The following is a 17,518-nucleotide window of genomic DNA, read 5'->3' as shown; positions in this document are numbered from 1 at the left end:
TCGTGGTTCTTCGAACCGCACCGCGCGGCATCCCGCACCCATCGGTCCCTGAGAAGTTTCAGGGTGGGTGCGCGCCGGGCACCAGGCCCGCCGCTCCTCCGGACCGGCGAGATCAACCGCAGACGGCGCGTGCGCGCGCCGAGAACAGGAGAACGGCCATGGCCGTCGTCACCATTCGCCAGCTGCTCGACAGCGGCGTCCACTTCGGACACCAGACCCGCCGGTGGAACCCGAAAGTCAAGCGCTTCATCCTCACCGAGCGCAGCGGCATCCACATCATCGACCTCCAGCAGTCGCTGACCTACATCGACAAGGCGTACGAGTTCGTCAAGGAGACGGTCGCCCACGGCGGCACCATCCTCTTCGTCGGTACGAAGAAGCAGGCGCAGGAAGTCCTCGCCGAGCAGGCGACGCGCGTCAACCAGCCCTACGTGAACCAGCGCTGGCTCGGCGGTCTGCTCACCAACTTCCAGACGGTCTCCAAGCGCCTCGCTCGCATGAAGGAGCTCGAGGAGCTCGACTACGAGAACCCGGCCGAGAGCGGCTTCACCAAGAAGGAACTCCTTCTGAAGAAGCGCGAGCTCGACAAGCTCCACAAGTCGCTCGGCGGTATCCGCAACCTGCAGAAGACCCCCTCGGCCATCTGGGTCGTCGACGCCAAGCGCGAGCACCTCGCCGTCGACGAGGCCAAGAAGCTCGGTATCCCCGTGATCGGCATCCTCGACACGAACGCCGACCCCGACGAGTTCCAGTACCCGATCCCCGGCAACGACGACGCGATCCGTTCGGTGAGCCTGCTCACGCGCATCATCGCCGACGCCGCCGCCGAGGGCCTGATCCAGCGCCACAACCCCACCGACGAGGCGGCCACCGAGGCCGAGCCCCTCGCCGACTGGGAGCGCGAGCTGCTCGAGCAGGGTGCTCCGGCGCAGTCGTCGGCCGACACCGAGAAGGTCGCCGACCTGGGTGAGGCCACGGCCGAGGCCACCGAGCTCGTCGCCGACGAGCAGGTCGAGACGACCGAGCGCGCCACCGAGTCGATCGCCGACGCCCTGGGCGCCGAGGCGCACGACGAGGCCGTCGCGGCCGCCGCCGGCGAGTCGACCGAAGAGGTCGCCGCCGACGAAGCCGCCGACGCCAAGTAACCGGCGCTTTCCCCGCAGACGCTACGATCGGCGCGCCCGCCCTCCGACCCCGGTCGGAGCGGCGGGCGCGCCGGGCATCCGTCACCCACATACGAACCAAGGAGCCAGCACCCCATGGCAAACTTCACCATCGCCGACATCAAGGCGCTGCGAGAGCAGCTCGGCACGGGCATGGTCGACACGAAGAAGGCGCTCGAAGAGGCTGACGGCAACGTCGAGAAGGCCGTCGAGATCCTCCGTCTCAAGGGAGCGAAGGGCAACGCGAAGCGTGCCGACCGTTCCACGAGCGAGGGCCTTGTCGCCGCGCGCGAGCTGAACGGCAAGGTCACCCTCGTCGAGCTCGCCTGCGAGACCGACTTCGTCGCGAAGAACGAGCGCTTCATCGCCCTCGCCGACAAGGTCGCGGATGCTGCGGCCGCCGCCGCCGCGGACTCGGCCGAGGCGGCTCTCGCCGCCGACGCGAACGGCCAGACGGTCGACCAGCTCATCTCCGACGAGGCAGCGATCATCGGCGAGAAGGTCGAACTGCGTCGCGTCCGCACCCTGTCGGGCGACCACTTCGAGATCTACCTCCACAAGACGAGCAAGGACCTCCCGCCCCAGGTGGGCGTCGTCCTCGCCTACTCGGGTGACGACGCGGAGACCGCGCGCAGCATCGCGCAGCACGTCTCGTTCGCCAACCCGTCGTACCTCTCCCGCGACGACGTGCCCGAGGCCGACGTCGACAAGGAGCGCGAGATCGTCACCGAGATCTCCCGCAACGAGGGCAAGCCGGAAGCAGCTCTTCCGAAGATCGTCGAAGGACGCGTCAACGCGTTCTTCAAGCAGGTGTCGCTGCTCGACCAGGATTACGCGAAGGACAACAAGCTGTCCATCGCCCAGGTCGCGAAGAACGCCGGCATCACCCTGACCGACTTCGCCCGCTTCAAGGTCGGCGCGTAGCTCGTCTCCAGAGCCCGGGATGCATCAGCATCCCGGGCTCTTGTCTTGCCCGCGACATGCGCGCGGTACCTTTGAACCCGACGAGAGGACGACACCCGTGATCGATGAGAACTCCACCCGACGCAGGGTTCTGCTGAAGCTCTCCGGGGAGGCATTCGGTGGGGGGCAACTGGGGGTCAATCCCGACGTCGTGAGCCAGATCGCCCGCGAGATCGCCGCGGCCGTAGACCAGGTGGAGATCGCCATCGTCGTCGGCGGAGGCAATTTCTTCCGTGGTGCCGAGCTCAGCCAGCGCGGCATGGACCGCGGTCGTGCCGATTACATGGGCATGCTGGGTACGGTCATGAACGCCCTCGCCCTGCAGGACTTCCTCGAGCAAGCGGGTGCCGCCACGCGCGTGCAGTCGGCCATCTCGATGACACAGGTGGCCGAGCCTTACATCCCGCGCCGCGCCGTCCGGCACATGGAGAAGGGTCGCATCGTCATCTTCGGTGCGGGCGCCGGGCTTCCGTACTTCTCCACCGACACGGTGGCCGCGCAGCGCGCTCTTGAGACCGGTTGCACCGAGGTGCTGGTCGCGAAGAACGGGGTCGATGGCGTCTACACCGCCGACCCGCGCACGGATCCGACGGCGACCCGTATCGACCACATCACCTACATGGACGCCCTGCAACGCGGCCTGAAGGTCGTGGACTCCACGGCCTTCAGCCTCTGCATGGACAACCGGATGGATATGCGCGTGTTCGGGATGGAGCCCGCCGGCAACGTCACCCGTGCGCTGGTCGGGGAGCCGATCGGTACGCGCGTCTCGGTATGACGGTTCGTCGCGCCCGGGAAGCGCGCCGCACCGCCGTTAGAGTTATGGCACAGGTTTTACGAATGGAGTCACCGTGATCGCCGAAGTTATGGCCGATGCAGGAACGCGCATGGATCGCGCCGTCGAGGCGGCGAAGGACGACTTCGCCACCGTTCGCACCGGGCGGGCGAACCCGCAGATGTTCCAGAAGATCCTCGTGGACTACTACGGCACGCCGACGCCGCTTGCGCAGCTCGCATCGCTGAACAACGCCGAGGCTCGCACGCTCGTCGTGACCCCTTACGACAAGTCGGCGCTGAAGGCCATCGAACAGGCGATCCGCGACATGCCGAACCTTGGAGCGAACCCCACGAACGACGGCAACCTCGTGCGGGTGACGCTTCCCGAGCTGACGCAGGAGCGTCGCAAGGAGTACGTCAAGATCGTGCGCACGAAGGGCGAGGACGCGAAGGTGCACGTCCGCGGCATCCGTCGGAAGGCGAAGGATGACCTCGATGCGCTGAAGAGCGAGATCGGCGAAGACGAGATCTCCCGTGCCGACAAGGAGCTCGACTCCCTGACGCGTGCGCACGTCGACGCGATCGACGATGCACTCAAGCGCAAAGAAGCAGAGCTGCTCGAGGTCTGAGAATCCCCGTGACCGACGCCCCCGGGTCGGAAGGCTCTGAGCCGTCCGATCCTCCGATCAGCCGCCGTGAGAGCGGTGGGCTCCGACGCGCGCACAGCGCGGCCGATGCCCCCGCCACGACGGTGTCCGGCGCGCGTTCGGCGCGCGCGGAGTTCGAGACCCACGTCGCACACGCGCGGGCGGAGTTCGAAGAGGCGAACGAGCGGATCAAGCAGCGCACGGGCCGTGATCTCATCCTCGCGATCGTCATCGGAGTTGCGATCGGCGTCGTCGTCGTCGCGTCGCTGATCTTCTTCAAGTGGATCTTCCTGCTGTTCGCGATCGGCGCGACCTCGCTCGGCGTCTTCGAGTTCGTCCGTGCTCTGCGAGCGTCGGGCCGCCGCGTCGACCTGATCCCGCAGCTGCTCGGCGGCGTGGTGCTGATGCTGAGCGGCTACTTCGTCGATCTCTGGTTGCACTGGGTGCTCACGGTGGTCGTCGTCGTCGTGCTGATCGTCTGGCGGCTCCTCGGGCAGATGTTCTCCCATGACGGGCGCACGTACGGGGCGGTTCTGTCCGACGTGCTGATCACCGGTCTCGTCGTCCTGTACGTCCCGTTCCTCGGGAGCCTCGCGATGATCCTGCTCAGCCAGGACGGCGGGGAGTGGTGGGCCCTGGCTTTCATCATCATCACGGTGGCCGCCGACACCGGCGCCTACGTCACGGGGCTGACGATCGGTCGGCACCCGATGGCACCGCGGATCAGTCCGAAGAAGACGTGGGAAGGTTTCGGCGGCGCGTTCGTGGCGGCGCTGATCGCCGGCGTGCTCCTGTCGCTGTACATGCTCGGCCTGCCGTGGTGGACGGGGTTGATCATCGGTGCGGTCATTCTGGGAACGGCCACGATCGGCGATCTCGGAGAGTCGATGGTCAAGCGAGACCTGGGTATCAAAGACATGAGCTCCTGGCTCCCCGGACACGGCGGAGTGCTCGATCGTCTCGATTCGATCCTTCCGTCGGCGACGGCTGCGCTCGCGCTCTTCTACCTCCTCTCACCTCTGGCGGTGTCCTGACGATGTCTTCCGAAGTCGATACGGCCGCGACCGAGTCGCCGTTCCCCGAGACGTTCGGGCGCCAGAAGGGGTACGAGAAGCGTGCCGTCGACGCGTTCCTCGCGCAGGCGCGGGCCGCATTCGAAGCCGATGAGCCCGGCACCCTGCGATCCGCGGTCGTTCGGGAGACCGCGTTCCCTCTCGTGAAGAAGGGCTACGCGATCGCCCCGGTGGACGCCGCGCTCGGAAGGATCGAAGACGCGTTCGCCGCTCGTGAGCGCGAGCAGGCGATGTCGCGGCGCGGAGCCCGCGCCTGGGTCGCCGAATCGCGACAGACCGCGCAGGTCGTGCTCGATAGGCTCACCAGGCCCCGCAGGCATCGCTTCGACCGGGTCGGCGTGCTCCGGTACGGCTACCGCATCGACGAGGTCGATCTCGTGGCTGACAAGATCGCCCGCTACATCGCGTCGGGCGACCCCGTCACACCCGACCAGGTACGGGCGGTCGCTTTCCGCATGCAACGCGGCGGATACAGCGAGACGCAGGTAGACGCCGTGCTCGACGCCGTCGTCGAGGTCATGCTCGCGGTCGGGTGAACAGACGCGCCCCACGCGGGTGACAGCCCCGCTGCCCGCCCGTTAGACTCGACCGCATTGTGACTCCCGGCACCGACTTGACTCGCGCTTCTTCGCGCCGCCTCGCACGTCGGTCGGACGCGACGGTCGACGTCGTCTCGCCGGTGGCCTCCGTGCGTCCGCAGCCGCGCTGGTCGCGGCGTCGCGGTGTCCTGTCGGTCTTCGCCGGGTGCGCCGCACTGGCGTTCGCGGTCGCCTACGTCGGCCCTCTCGGAGGGGCGGTCGTCGACGCGCGAGCCGCGGAGTCGGACGGCGTCTCGCTCTACGCCGTCGCGATGGACGACGCCCAGTCGTTCGCGAGCGGGGCCGACGGCGCGGCGGCATCGCTCGACAGGGCGGGCTACTCCGTCTACGTGACCCCGAAGCCCACGCCGACCCCGACGCCGACTCCGAGTGCGAGCGCGTCGGGCGGCACATCTCCGCAGTCTATCTTCGCGCGCCCGCAGTACACCGGCGGCGGATCGGCCGCGGAGTGGATGGCCGCCGCGGGCATCGCCGAGAGCGACCGGGGCTACGTCGATTACATCGTGTCGCGCGAGAGCAGCTGGAACCCGAACGCCACCAACGCCTCGTCGGGGGCCTGCGGGCTCGTGCAGGCCCTGCCGTGCAGCAAGGTGCCGGGCAACGGCTACGACCCCGTGGACAACCTGCGATGGGCGACGGGATACGCCGAGGGGCGGTACGGCAGCTGGTCGGCCGCGTACGACTTCTGGACCCGCAACCACTGGTGGTGAGCGAGCCGCGTCATGCCCCGCTCACATCGCCGTCGTCCTGACCCCTCCTCGTCGGACGACTCCCTCGACCGTCTGATCGCAGGGTGGAAGCGCTCGGAGACTCGTCGCGGCGCCGAATGGACCGTGCAGCCCATCTCGGCGTCGAAGGCCGTCAAGGCCTACACCTGCCCGGGGTGCGGCCGCACGATCGCGGCCGGCACGGCGCACGTCGTGACCTGGCGCGCAGACGGCGTACTCGGCGATGCTGCCGACCTCGCGAATCGACGACACTGGCACACGCACTGCTGGAGATTGGGCTGACATGGAGATCCGAGGACCGATCGTGCTCCCCGCGCGCCGCGAGGACATCGAACTGCAGACCTCCGACGGCCTCCGGCTCGTCGGAGAGCTCGCTCTGCCCGAAGAGACCGCACCGGTCGCGACGCTCGTCACGCTGCATCCGTTACCCACGGCCGGCGGCTTCATGGACTCCCACATCATCCGCAAGGCTGCGGCGCGGCTGCCTGCCCTCGCCGATCTGGCGGTCCTGCGTTTCAACACCCGGGGCACCACCTCGCCGCGGGGGACGAGCGAGGGCACCTTCGACGGAGGGGCGGGGGAGAGGTTCGACGTCGCTGCGGCCATGCACGTGGTTCGCGAGCGGGGCCTGCCCCGCCCCTGGATCGTGGGGTGGTCGTTCGGCACCGAGCTCGCGCTCAAGTACGCCCGCGAGCACGACATCGAGGGCATCATCCTGCTCTCGCCTCCGCTGCACCGGGCAACGCCTGAAGAGGTGGCCGCGTGGGCGGGTGACGACCGTCGCGTCGTGATCCTCGTCCCCGAGTTCGACGACTACCTGCGCCCGGCCGAGGCCGCCGAACGGTTCGCGTCGATCCCCGATGCCGAGCTGATCGCCGTCGAGGGCGGGAAGCACCTCTGGGTCGGCGAGGCGCAGACCGCGCGCGTGCTCACCGAGATCGTCACAGCGGTCAACCCGGGCGCCCTGCCGCTACCGACCGAATGGCCGGAGAACCCCGAGGCGTCCTGACCCGCGTCAGCGTTCGTTCTGCCTCGGAATGATCACCTGGCGGTAGATGATCAGGATGCTGGCAGCCACCGGGATCGCCACGAGCGCGCCGAGCAGCTGGCCGAGCGCCGCGCCGGCGAGGGCGGCGATCACGACGACCGCCCCGGGAATGGACACGGCGCGGTTCATGATGCGCGGCGAGACGATGTAGGCCTCGATCTGCATATAGACGAGGTAGTAGACCGCCGCGACGAGGGCGAGAGTCGGCGACTGGAGACCGAAGAGGCCGCCCCCGCCGCCGAGGCCCGGGATCAGGCACGTCAAGACGATGATCGTCGAGCCGGTCAAGGTGCCCACGAGCGGGATCAGCGAGAAGAAGAAGGCGACGACGGCGAGCACGGCCGGGAACGGGGCGCCGATGATCGTCAGGAAGATCGCACTCAGCACGCCGTTGATGACGCCGAGGCTGATCTGGCCGATGACGTAGAAGCCGACCGAGTCGACGATCTGTTCGGCGAGGTCGATGAAGCGCGGACGCTTCGAGGCGGGAACGAGCTGATACACCGCGGACTTCAGCGACGGGGTCGAGGCGGTGAAGTAGATCGTCAGGATGAGCACGATGAACGCCCCTCCGAAACCGGTGATCACGGCGCCGAGGATCGCGATGATGCTGCCGCCGATCTCGCCGCCGATCGAGCCGACGTCGAGAGAGGTGTACCAGTTCTCGACGTATTGCCACGCCTGGTCGACGTTGATGCCCGGGAAGTTCGTCTGCACCCACTGCCGCACCTGTTCGACGATGTCGTCGAGGTTGCTCGTCTGGACGATGACGTCGATCTGACCGATGAGCTGCACGATCTGGTCGACGATGATCGGCACGACCGCGAGGATGATGCCGGCGAAGACCGCGAGGACGCCGAGGATGGTGACGAGCACCGCCGCCCAGCGTGGCAGTCGGCGCTTCTCGAGCCAGCCGACGATCGGCTCGAGGCCGAGTGAGAGGAACAGAGCCGTTCCGACGTACAGCAGGATCGTCGAGAGTGCTTGGATGCTGCCGATCAGCAGAAGCCCGACGCCGACGCCCAGCGTCGCAACGAGCGCGACGCGGAACGGGTTGTGGATTTTCACGGTGCGCTGCTCCTGACTCGGACCGGTCGTTGCCGGGGGTGAGGTCAGAATACGGCGCGGCGGGGGTGATTCGCGGAAGCGGGCCCATCGGGACAACTTTCAGGCGGTGTTGGATAGTCTGGAATGTCGAGTAGCGGTTTCCGCCCCGGAGACCGGCGATGGGGTAGGTGTATTCGTGCGTTTCGTGTGGGCCGTGGTGGCGTTCCTCATCGCTGCCGTCATGATCGGAGCGGGCATCGCCCAGCGGACGGTCTTCGAAGGTCCTTCTACCGAGACGCAGACGATCCAGACCGACGGCTCGGCCGCCTACACGCTCATCGACGGCGCGGTCCTCACCCGTCTCCCCGGCGCTCAGACGGTGACCGCCGAGGGCGACGGGGCGGTCTTCGCCGCCTACGGGCGCACCGCCGATCTTCGCGCGTGGCTCGCCGACACGACCTTCACCGAGGTCACCGTCGACGGCGAGGGCGCCGTGTCGAATGCGACGAGCACCCCGACACCCACCCCGACATCCACTCCGAGCCCCAGCGCGTCTGCGGGTGCGGCGGCCGACGAGGCCGCTACCGATGGCGAGTCCGCCGGTGACGACGCGGCCGCTCCGGTCGTGCGCAACCCCGCAGGATCCGACCTGTGGCTGGAAGAGTTCCAGGGCGACGGTTCGCTCACCATGCCGCTCCAGCTTCCCGACACCATGAGCGTGCTGCTCGCCTCGGACGGAAGCGAACCCGCACCGTCGACCATCGTGCTGTCGTGGCCCGTTCCCGTGACGACCCCCTGGGCCGGCCCGTTGATCGTGGGCGGATCGATCGTGCTGCTCGTGGGCATCTTCCTGTACGTGCTCGCGATCCGGCACTCGCGCCGGTCGCGCGGCCCGCGCAGGAAGGGCCTGCCCATGCCTGTGACCGAACCGATCGACCTCGCCGTCGAGGGTGCCGACAAGGGCGTGATTACCTCCGGTGCCCCCGCCTCGCGCAGGTCGGTGTCGTCGCGTCGACGCGCCCTCGTCGTCGTGCCTGCGGTGGCGGCGACGACGCTCCTGTTCGCCGGTTGCTCGGCCGACGCGTGGCCCGACCTCGCCAGCTCGGCCACCCCGACGCCCACCGAGACGGTGATCGTGCCCGAGGGTCAGCAGGCCCCGGCCGTCACCGAGAACCAGGCGGAGCGGATCGTCTCCGAGATGGCCGCGACGATCGCTTCGGCGGATGCCGCGGGCGACGCAGGTCTCGCCGCCACCCGTCTCGGCGGCGCGGCCCTGGCGGAGCGCCAGACCAACTACACCCTTCGCGCCGCGATCCCCGAGCACCCCGCCCTGCCGGCGATCCCCGCGTCGCCCGTCGAGATCGTGCTGCCGCAGGCGTTCGACGGCTGGCCCCGTTCGGTGCTGACCGTGGTGGAGAACGACGCCGACACCACTGTCGCCCCGACCATCATGCTCCTGACCCAGGAAGACCCCTGGTCGGACTACAAGGCGATGTACGTGGCGAGCCTCGAAGCATCCACCGAGCTTCCCGACGTCGCCGCATCCTATGTCGGTGCATACCAGGTGCCGCCCGACTCGGGCTTCCTCTCGCTCGCGCCGGACGACCTCGCCGCCGCGTACGCCGACGTCATCAACAACGGCGAGAACAGCGAGTACTGGTCGAAGTTCGACACGCAGGGCGACCTTCTCCTCGCCGGCATCCAGGCGAACAAGGACCAGCGCACCGCCGATCTGGCGCAGACCGGCACGAACACGGCCGAGATCGCCTTCGAGTCGGTTGCCGGGTCGCAGGAACCCTTCGCCCTCGCGACGCTCGAGGGCGGCGCGATCGTGGCGGTGAATGTCAACGACAACGACACGGTGAAGCCGACCAACACCGATGCCGTCATCAAGCTGCTCGACAACCCGGCGGTGAAGACCCTCACCGGCGTCGAGGAGTCGTCGACGGGCTTCTTCACCACCTACTCCGACCAGCTCTTCTTCTATGTCCCCGCCCAGGGCTCGAGCGAGCAGATCCGTCTGCTCGGGTATCGGTCCAGCATCCTCGAAGCAAAGGTGATCCCGTGAGCACGCCCGCACCCGGTGCCGTCATGCGCGGAGCGGTGGACCTGTCCACCCTGCGCAACCGTCCGCAGCCCCCCGCCGAGGGAGCGGCACCGCCGGCGCCGTCCGGCGACGCCGGAGCCCTCGTTCGCGACGTCACCGATCAGACGTTCGGCGAGATCCTCGAGCTCTCGCGCACCGTTCCGGTCGTCGTCGACCTGTGGGCCGAATGGTGCGGGCCGTGCAAGCAGCTCAGCCCGATCCTCGAGAAGGTCGTGATCGAGCTCGGCGGACGCGTCGTGCTGGCGAAGGTCGACGTCGACGCGAACCCGCAGCTCGCACAGGGCTTCCGTGCCCAGTCGATCCCCATGGTCGTCGCTCTCGTCGCGGGACAGCCGGTGCCGATGTTCACCGGCGCGGTGCCCGAGCAGCAGGTGCGCGAGGTCTTCGCGCAGCTCCTTCAGCTGGCCGCGCAGAACGGCGTGACCGGTTCGCTGTCGGTCTCGGAAGAGCCGGCGGATGCTGCCGAGCCCGAGGAGCCCGCATTGCCGCCGCTCCACGCCGAGGCATTCGAAGCCATCGAGGCGGGCGACTACCCGCGTGCCATCGCCGCCTACGAGAAGGCTCTCGCCGAGAACCCGCGTGACGACGACGCTCGCGCCGGGCTCGGCCAGGTGCGTCTGCTCGATCGCGTGCAGGGGCTCGACCTGCAGGCAGCTCGGGCGGCTGCCGCTGCGTCACCCTCCGACGTGCAGGCCCAGTTCGCGGTGGCCGACCTCGACATCGCCGGTGGCCACGTCGAGGACGCGTTCGATCGCCTGCTCGAGCTGTTCGCGGCTCTCCCCTCCGACGACCGCGCTCCGGTGCGGGAGCGCCTGCTCGAGCTGTTCGGCCTGGTCGGCGATGCCGACCCGCGCGTCGGCGTCGCGCGCCGCCGCCTGACGTCGCTTCTCTTCTAAACCGGCGAGACCACGTTCCACGCAACGAGACCCCGACATGATGTCGGGGTCTCGTTGCGTGGAACGGGTTTCGCGGTCAGGAGGCGGTGTGCTTCAGGAAGAGCACTCCGAGCGGGGGGAGCGTGGGGGTCGCGCGCCCGTGGTCGTCGGCGTGGACCACGCCGTAGTTTCCGACGCCCGAACCTCCGTAGACGGTGGCATCGCTGTTGAGCACCTCGGTCCATACGCCGCCCTCGGGCAGGTCGATGGCGTAGTCGTGCACCGGCTCACCCGAGAAGTTGGCGATGACGACGACGGTGTTCCCGTGCGAGTCTCGCCGCGAGAAGGCCGAGACGTTCGGGTTCCACGAGGGCCCCCCGAGCCGGCCGAAGGCCGCGCCGTCGTGATCGCGCGCCCACAGAGCCGACTCCTCGCGGTACACGCGGTTCAGCGCTGCCACGAAGTCGTGGAGCTGAGCGTGGGCGGGCTGCTCCAGCATCCACCAGTCGAGTCCTCGGCCCTCTGACCACTCGGACATCTGGCCGAACTCCTGGCCCATGAAGAGCAACTGCTTGCCCGGGTGCCCCCACATGTATGCCAGGTAGGCGCGCATGTTCGCAAGCTTCTGCCAGTGGTCTCCGGGCATGCGGCCGAAGAGGCTGCCCTTGCCGTGGACGACCTCGTCGTGGCTGATCGGCAGCACGAAGTTCTCGGTGAACGCGTAGACGAACGAGAACGACAGTTCGCCCTCGTGATGGGCGCGGTAGAGCGGGTCGCGGGAGATGTACTGGAGCGAATCGTTCATCCACCCCATGTTCCACTTGAAGCCGAAGCCGAGCCCGCCGTGCGAGGTGGGGGCTGTGACCCCGGGGAAGCTCGTGGACTCCTCGGCGATCATCGCGATGCCGGGGTAGCGCTTGTAGGCGGTGGCGTTCACCTCCTGCAGGAACCTGATCGCCTCGAGGTTCTCGCGGCCGCCGTACTGGTTCGGAGCCCACTCGCCCTCGTTGCGCGAGTAGTCGAGGTAGAGCATCGATGCGACCGCGTCGACGCGCAGCCCGTCGACGTGGAACTCCTCGAACCAGTAGAGGGCGTTCGCGACGAGGAAGTTGCGCACCTCGCTGCGGCCGTAGTCGAAGATCAGCGTGCCCCAGTCCTTGTGCTCGCCGCGCCGAGGGTCGGGGTGCTCGTACAGGGGCTCGCCGTCGAACTGCGCGAGAGCGAAAGCATCCTTCGGGAAGTGCCCGGGAACCCAGTCCATGATCACGCCGATGCCCGCCTGGTGCAGACGATCGATGAGATACCGCAGATCGTCGGGTCCGCCGAACCGGCTCGTCGGAGCGTAGTACCCGGTCACCTGGTACCCCCACGATCCGCCGAACGGGTGCTCGGCCAGGGGCATGAACTCGACGTGGGTGAACCCCTGCTGGGTCACGTACTCCACCAGGGGGTCGGCCGCGTCGCGATAGCCGAGGCCGGGCCGCCACGAGCCGAGGTGCACCTCGTAGATCGACATGGGCTGATCGGTCACCGGCGCCGAGGACCGTTGGGCAATCCAGGTGTCGTCGGTCCAGGTGTAGTCGGAGGAGGTGACCACGGATGCGGTGGCCGGGGGAACTTCGGCAAGACGGGCCATCGGATCGGCCTTCTCGATCCAGTTGCTCGCCCGCGTGAGGATCTCGAACTTGTAGCGGGCGCCGACACCGATCTCGGGGATGAACAGCTCCCAGACGCCGCTGCCCCCCATGGACCTCATCGAGTGCGCCTGGCCGTCCCAGCCGTTGTGATCACCGATCACGCGCACCGCGCGCGCATCGGGTGCCCACACCGCGAATGCGACTCCCGCTGTGCCGTCGAGCACGCGCTCGTGCGCGCCGAGCACCCGCCACAGCTCTTCGTGACGCCCCTCGGCGATCAGGTGCAGGTCGAGTTCGCCGATGGTCGGCACGTGCCGGTACGGGTCATCGGCGGTGTGCGACGATCCGTCGTCGTAGGTCGCGGTGATCGTGTAGCGCCCGGGCGCCGCGGCGATGTCGGCCTCCCAGATCCCTGCTCGGAGATGACTGAACTCGACGCTCGAGCCGTCGGCGAGCTCCGCCGTGACGGTCGACGCGAGAGGACGGCGCGTGCGCAGCACCCCGGTGCCGTCCGCGTCGGTGTGGACGCCCAGCACCGAGTGCGGATCGTGGTAGCTGCCCGTCGCGATGGTGTCGAGGACGACGTCGTCGGGGGTGGATGAGCGGCTCATCGGGTCTCCTTCACGTGCAGGATGTGGACGGGCTCGACGAACGCGTCGAGACGCACGAAGTTGTGCTGGCCCCACGTCCACTGGGCTCCTGTCACGAGGTCTTCCACCTCGAACGTCTCACCGGCTGCGCCGTCCACGCCCCAGATCCTCGTGTCGAGGTGGACGGTGGTCTCGCGAGCAGAGTGCGGGTCGAGGTTCGCCACGACGATGATCGTGTCGTCGCGACCGGTCGGACTCAGCGCCGCGTCGATGTGCTTGGAGTAGACGAGGATCGCGTCGTCGTCGGTCCAGTGGAACGAGATGTTGCGCAGTTGCGCGAGCGCGGGATGCGCGCGGCGGATCTCGTTGAGGCGGCGCAGGTACGGCGCGATCGACTCGTCGCGCTCCTCGGCTCCGGCCCAGTCGCGGAACTTGTATTCGTACTTCTCGTTGTCGATGTTCTCTTCCGACCCCGGCCGTGCGACGTTCTCGATGAGCTCGTACCCGGCGTAGACGCCGTACGTGGGAGCCGCGGTGGCGGCGAGCGCCGCGCGGGTCTTGTACGCCGGCCGACCGCCGTACTGCAGATACTCGGTGAGGATGTCGGGGGTGTTGACGAAGAGGTTCGGCCGCAGGAAGTCGGCCGTCCCGTGGGCGAGACCGGTGAGGAACTCGGTGAGCTCCTCCTTGGTGTTCCGCCAGGTGAAGTAGGTGTAGCTCTGCTGGAACCCGGCCATGCCGAGCCCCTGCAGCGGGGCCGGGCGGGTGAAGGCCTCGGCGAGGAAGACGACGTCGGGGGATTCGGCGTTGACCGTCGCGATGAGCCACTCCCAGAACTGCAGCGGCTTCGTGTGCGGGTTGTCGACGCGGAAGATGTTCACACCCTGCGCGATCCAGTGGCGGACGACGCGCAGCACCTCGGCGCGGATGCCCTCCGGGTCGTTGTCGAAGTTGACCGGGTAGATGTCCTGGTACTTCTTCGGCGGATTCTCGGCGTACGCGATCGAGCCGTCGGGGAGCGTCGTGAACCACTCGGGGTGCTCGGCTACCCAGGGGTGGTCGGGGGAGGCCTGCAGGGCGAGATCGAGAGCGATCTCGATGTCGTGGCGTCGGGCCTCCGCCACGAAGGCGCGGAAATCGTCGAGGTCGCCGAGGTCGGGGTGGATCGCGTCGTGTCCACCCGCGGCACCGCCGATCGCCCACGGCGATCCGGGATCGCCCGGCTTGGGGTCGAGCGTGTTGTTGGGTCCCTTGCGGTTCCGCTCGCCGATCGGGTGGATCGGCGGGAGGTAGAGCACGTCGAAGCCCATGCCGGCGACCCCGGCCAGTCGCGCGGCGGCGGTGCGGAACGTGCCGCTCACGACCGTGCCGTCCTCGGCGCGCACGGCACCCTCGGAACGCGGGAAGAACTCGTACCAGGCGCCGACACCGGCGCGCTCGCGCTCGACGAGGAGCGAGTGCTCGTCGCCGACGGTGGCCAGCGACGCGAGCGGGCGCCGGGCGAAGGACTTCTCGATCTCGGCGTAGCGGACGACCTCGAGTGCGGTCTCGTCGGATGCTGCGGGGTCGCGGAGGGTCACGGCGCCGCGCTCGAGCAGGCGCCGCTCTTCGGCCGGGCGCGACTTCTCTTTCGCGGCCCGACTGAACAGGAGGGCACCCGACTCACGCATGAGCGCCGCGTCGACTCCGGCGGAGATCTTCACGTCGGCCGCGTGCTGCCAGGTCGTGAAGTCGTCGGCGAACGCCTCGAAACGGAACTTCCACACGCCCTGCTCGAGCGGCACGATGAGGGTCGACCACCGGTCGAAGCCGTCGCCGAGCGCGCTCAGGCGGTGCAGCGACTCGTCGCCGCCGGGGGAGAACAGCCGCACGTGCACGCCGATGCGGTCGTGGCCCTCACGGAAGGCGGTGACGGTGAACGGCACCGCCTCGCCGACGTAGGCGGTCGGGTCGAACCTGCCACCCGGAACCTGCGGAAAGGGGAGGGCAAGCGGAATGCGAGGAGTCTGCGTCGCCCCCGGAGAGGGCGTCGCGACCACCGGTCGGACAGGGATGGACGAGGCGCTACGCCACGCCGAGGGGGAAGGAGTTCGCGTCGTCGGAGCCACGGTTGAAACCTACCGTGGCTCTCCGGCGCATGACAGCGGACCGGAAGCGGTTGACAGATGCGTCGTGATCACTCAGCGACGAAAAGTCGCATCGAGGTGCCCACGAGGGAGACGGTGTCGCCGGGCGCTGAAGCGCCGTCCTGCGCGGCGGGCCGCTCGTCCGCGCTCGACCAGACCGGCACGTAGCGTGCGACGCCGTCGAGCAGAGGAAGGGTGACGTCGATGGGGCGTTCGTCGCCGTGCACCATCAGGAGCACCGTGTTCGGGTCCTCGAATTCCGGAGTGGAGGTGGCCACGTACTGCAGCGTGCGGTGCGCCGGGTTCGTCCACCGGTCCTCCGACATCGTCTCGCCGCGCTCGTCGTACCAGGCCATCACCGAGGCGGACGGCGTCGACTCGCCGGAGCGAGCGAAGCGCGTCGGGCGCAACGCGGGGTTGGCCTGCCGGAGGCGGATCAGCTCGCGCACGTGGGCGAAAAGGTCTTCCTGCCAGGGCTCGTGCTGCCACGACAGCCAGGTCAGCGCCGAGTCGTGGCAGTAGGCGTTGTTGTTCCCGCGCTGGGTGCGTGCGAACTCGTCGCCCGCCGTCAGCATGGGTACGCCCGCCGACAGCAGCAGCGTGCCCAGCAGGTTGCGCATCGCTTTGCGGCGCGTTGCGAGGATGCCTTCGTCGTCGGTCTTGCCCTCGGCGCCGTGGTTGAAGGAGCGGTTGGTGTCGGCGCCGTCGCGATTGTGCTCGCCGTTGCCGATGTTGTGCTTGACGTCGTACGAGACGAGGTCGCGGAGGGTGAAGCCGTCGTGAGCGGTGACGAAGTTCACGCTCGCCAGGGGCCCGCGCTCGACGCTGAAGGTGTTCGACGACCCCGCGAGGCGCGTCGCGAAGCCGCCGACCCCGACGGGCGCGGTGTCGGCTCGTCGCGCATAGTCGACGTCGCTCAGCCAGAAATTGCGCACACGGTCGCGGTAGCGGTCGTTCCATTCCGACCAGCCGGCCCCGAAGTTGCCGGTCTGCCATCCGCCCATCCCGACATCCCAGGGCTCGGCGATCATCTTCACGTCGGCGAGCTGGGGGTCGTGGAGGATCGCCTGCAGGAGCGGATGCTGCGGGGTGAACGCGTGAGTCTCGTCACGGCCGAGTGTGGCCGCCAGGTCGAAACGGAAACCGTCGACCTGCACCTCCTGAGCCCAGTAGCGCAACGAGTCGATCACCAGTCTCGCGGCCGCGTCGGTCGAGGTGTCGACGGCGTTTCCGCACCCGGTGACGTCGATGTACGTGCCGTCTTCGGTCTGCCGGTAGTAGTTGCGGTTGTCGATGCCGCGAAAGCTCGTGCGCGGCCCTCCGATGCCCTCCTCCGCCGTGTGGTTGTAGACCACGTCGAGGATCACTTCGAGGCCCGCCTCGTGGAGCAGCTTCACCATGCCCTTGAACTCGCGGAGGATGGCCTCCGGCCCCTCCCGCCGGCTCTCGGCCGTCGCGTAGGCACCGTGAGGGGTGAAGAAGTTGAGGGAGTTGTACCCCCAGTAGTTCGTCAACCCGAGCTGGAGCAGCCGTGGCTCGGTGGCGAAAGCGTGCACGGGCAGGAGCTCGACGCTGGTCACACCGAGCGTCTGCAGATGCTCGATCATTGCGGGATGCGCGAGGCCGGCGTAGGTGCCGTGGAGCGCCGGGGGCACATCGGGGTGGCGTTTCGTGAGGCCCTTGACGTGACCTTCGTAGATGACCGTCCGATCGAGAGGGATGCGCGGTTTGCGCGCGTCGCCCCAGTCGAACCCGCCGTCGACGACGACGGAGCGCCAGTCCTCGTATCCGCCGGAGACGAGGCCTCGGGAGTACGGCTCGACCAGGAGTGTCGTCGGGTTGAAGGTGTTCCCGGAGCCGTGCGGACCGTTGACCCGGATCGCGTACCGCGCGCCGGGACGCAGCAGCTCGCTCGTGACGCTCCATACGCCGTCACCGGCGTCGGACATCGGGAGCACCGCGGTCGCCCAGTCGAGATCGGTGTCGTCGAAGACGACGAGATCCATCGCGTCGGCGGTGCCCGACCACACCCGGAGGGTGGCGATCCCGTCCGCGCCCCGTCGCACGCCCAGGTCATCGAGCGCGGGACCGAGGAAGCGGGGGCCGGAGAGGACGGAGGGCGTCTCGGTGCGGACCAT

General features: G+C 68.5%; 15 protein-coding genes. 11 read left to right on the top strand and 4 right to left on the bottom strand.

Features of this window, described 5'->3' with window-relative positions:
• Positions 1–158: 158 nt before the first annotated feature.
• The 9 genes from rpsB to ABTU82_RS01515 all read left to right on the top strand — a co-directional run bounded on the left by rpsB (position 159) and on the right by ABTU82_RS01515 (position 6,959).
• On the top strand, positions 159–1,145 hold the full coding sequence (gene rpsB / locus ABTU82_RS01555; protein ID WP_407171249.1) for a 30S ribosomal protein S2: 987 nt from the start codon (positions 159–161) through the stop codon (positions 1,143–1,145).
• Between the two features lie 114 nt (positions 1,146–1,259).
• Positions 1,260–2,087, top strand: a complete 828-nt coding sequence (tsf, locus tag ABTU82_RS01550) for a translation elongation factor Ts (protein ID WP_116646377.1) — start codon at positions 1,260–1,262, stop codon at positions 2,085–2,087.
• A 97-nt stretch (positions 2,088–2,184) separates the two neighbouring features.
• The gene (gene pyrH / locus ABTU82_RS01545) at positions 2,185–2,904 is read left to right on the top strand and encodes a UMP kinase (RefSeq protein WP_116646378.1); all 720 of its coding nucleotides are present in this window, start codon (positions 2,185–2,187) and stop codon (positions 2,902–2,904) included.
• 73 nt (positions 2,905–2,977) lie between these two features.
• On the top strand, positions 2,978–3,532 hold the full coding sequence (frr, locus tag ABTU82_RS01540) for a ribosome recycling factor (protein WP_407171243.1): 555 nt from the start codon (positions 2,978–2,980) through the stop codon (positions 3,530–3,532).
• A gap of 8 nt (positions 3,533–3,540) precedes the next feature.
• Positions 3,541–4,584 carry a phosphatidate cytidylyltransferase gene (locus ABTU82_RS01535; RefSeq protein ID WP_407171241.1) on the top strand — a complete coding sequence of 348 codons (1,044 nt, stop codon included), beginning with the start codon at positions 3,541–3,543 and terminating at the stop codon, positions 4,582–4,584.
• 2 nt (positions 4,585–4,586) lie between these two features.
• Complete coding sequence (locus ABTU82_RS01530; RefSeq protein WP_116646380.1) at positions 4,587–5,159, top strand: DivIVA domain-containing protein; 573 nt, start codon at positions 4,587–4,589, stop codon at positions 5,157–5,159.
• Between the two features lie 59 nt (positions 5,160–5,218).
• Positions 5,219–5,932: an aggregation-promoting factor C-terminal-like domain-containing protein gene (locus ABTU82_RS01525; protein ID WP_407171239.1), complete on the top strand. Its 714-nt coding sequence runs from the start codon at positions 5,219–5,221 to the stop codon at positions 5,930–5,932.
• A 12-nt stretch (positions 5,933–5,944) separates the two neighbouring features.
• Entirely contained in the window at positions 5,945–6,232 is a 288-nt protein-coding gene (locus tag ABTU82_RS01520) for a hypothetical protein (protein WP_116646381.1), read from the top strand.
• 1 nt (position 6,233) lies between these two features.
• Positions 6,234–6,959, top strand: a complete 726-nt coding sequence (locus ABTU82_RS01515) for an alpha/beta hydrolase (RefSeq protein ID WP_407171237.1) — start codon at positions 6,234–6,236, stop codon at positions 6,957–6,959.
• 6 nt (positions 6,960–6,965) lie between these two features.
• Here ABTU82_RS01515 and ABTU82_RS01510 read toward each other — a convergent pair whose 3' ends face one another.
• A complete protein-coding gene (locus tag ABTU82_RS01510) occupies positions 6,966–8,066 on the bottom strand; it encodes an AI-2E family transporter (RefSeq protein ID WP_116646383.1) in 1,101 nt (366 codons plus the stop codon).
• Between the two features lie 175 nt (positions 8,067–8,241).
• Between ABTU82_RS01510 and ABTU82_RS01505 the strand changes: the two genes are divergently transcribed.
• Together ABTU82_RS01505 and ABTU82_RS01500 are read left to right on the top strand one after the other, a co-directional pair.
• A complete protein-coding gene (locus tag ABTU82_RS01505) occupies positions 8,242–10,113 on the top strand; it encodes a DUF8094 domain-containing protein (RefSeq protein ID WP_407171234.1) in 1,872 nt (623 codons plus the stop codon).
• Entirely contained in the window at positions 10,110–11,048 is a 939-nt protein-coding gene (locus ABTU82_RS01500) for a tetratricopeptide repeat protein (RefSeq protein ID WP_407171232.1), read from the top strand. Before ABTU82_RS01505 ends, ABTU82_RS01500 begins: the two co-directional genes overlap by 4 nt.
• A gap of 76 nt (positions 11,049–11,124) precedes the next feature.
• On the opposite strand, the gene glgB is transcribed toward ABTU82_RS01500, so the two are convergent.
• The 3 genes from glgB to glgX form a co-directional block, all read right to left on the bottom strand.
• Positions 11,125–13,275, bottom strand: a complete 2,151-nt coding sequence (gene glgB / locus ABTU82_RS01495) for a 1,4-alpha-glucan branching protein GlgB (protein ID WP_407171231.1) — start codon at positions 13,273–13,275, stop codon at positions 11,125–11,127.
• The gene (locus ABTU82_RS01490; RefSeq protein WP_407171229.1) at positions 13,272–15,293 is read right to left on the bottom strand and encodes an alpha-1,4-glucan--maltose-1-phosphate maltosyltransferase; all 2,022 of its coding nucleotides are present in this window, start codon (positions 15,291–15,293) and stop codon (positions 13,272–13,274) included. The genes glgB and ABTU82_RS01490 overlap by 4 nt, the downstream gene beginning before the upstream one ends.
• Positions 15,294–15,430: 137 nt before the next feature.
• Positions 15,431–17,518: a glycogen debranching protein GlgX gene (glgX, locus tag ABTU82_RS01485; RefSeq protein ID WP_116646388.1), complete on the bottom strand. Its 2,088-nt coding sequence runs from the start codon at positions 17,516–17,518 to the stop codon at positions 15,431–15,433.

Origin of the sequence: Microbacterium deferens, from assembly GCF_045517775.1 — a bacterium.
Lineage (GTDB): Bacteria > Actinomycetota > Actinomycetes > Actinomycetales > Microbacteriaceae > Microbacterium.
Note: the sequence above shows the minus strand (reverse complement) of the source record. Positions and strands in the feature narration are given on the sequence as shown.

What these genes read in the sequence shown, in the direction of transcription:
- rpsB (WP_407171249.1), top strand. Translation starts at nt 159, where the DNA reads ATGGCCGTCGTCACCATTCGCCAGCTGCTCGACAGCGGCGTCCACTTC.
- tsf (WP_116646377.1), top strand. Translation starts at nt 1,260, where the DNA reads ATGGCAAACTTCACCATCGCCGACATCAAGGCGCTGCGAGAGCAGCTC.
- ABTU82_RS01530 (WP_116646380.1), top strand. Translation starts at nt 4,587, where the DNA reads ATGTCTTCCGAAGTCGATACGGCCGCGACCGAGTCGCCGTTCCCCGAG.
- ABTU82_RS01520 (WP_116646381.1), top strand. Translation starts at nt 5,945, where the DNA reads ATGCCCCGCTCACATCGCCGTCGTCCTGACCCCTCCTCGTCGGACGAC.
- ABTU82_RS01515 (WP_407171237.1), top strand. Translation starts at nt 6,234, where the DNA reads ATGGAGATCCGAGGACCGATCGTGCTCCCCGCGCGCCGCGAGGACATC.
- glgB (WP_407171231.1), bottom strand. Translation starts at nt 13,275, where the DNA reads ATGAGCCGCTCATCCACCCCCGACGACGTCGTCCTCGACACCATCGCG.
- glgX (WP_116646388.1), bottom strand. Translation starts at nt 17,518, where the DNA reads ATGGTCCGCACCGAGACGCCCTCCGTCCTCTCCGGCCCCCGCTTCCTC.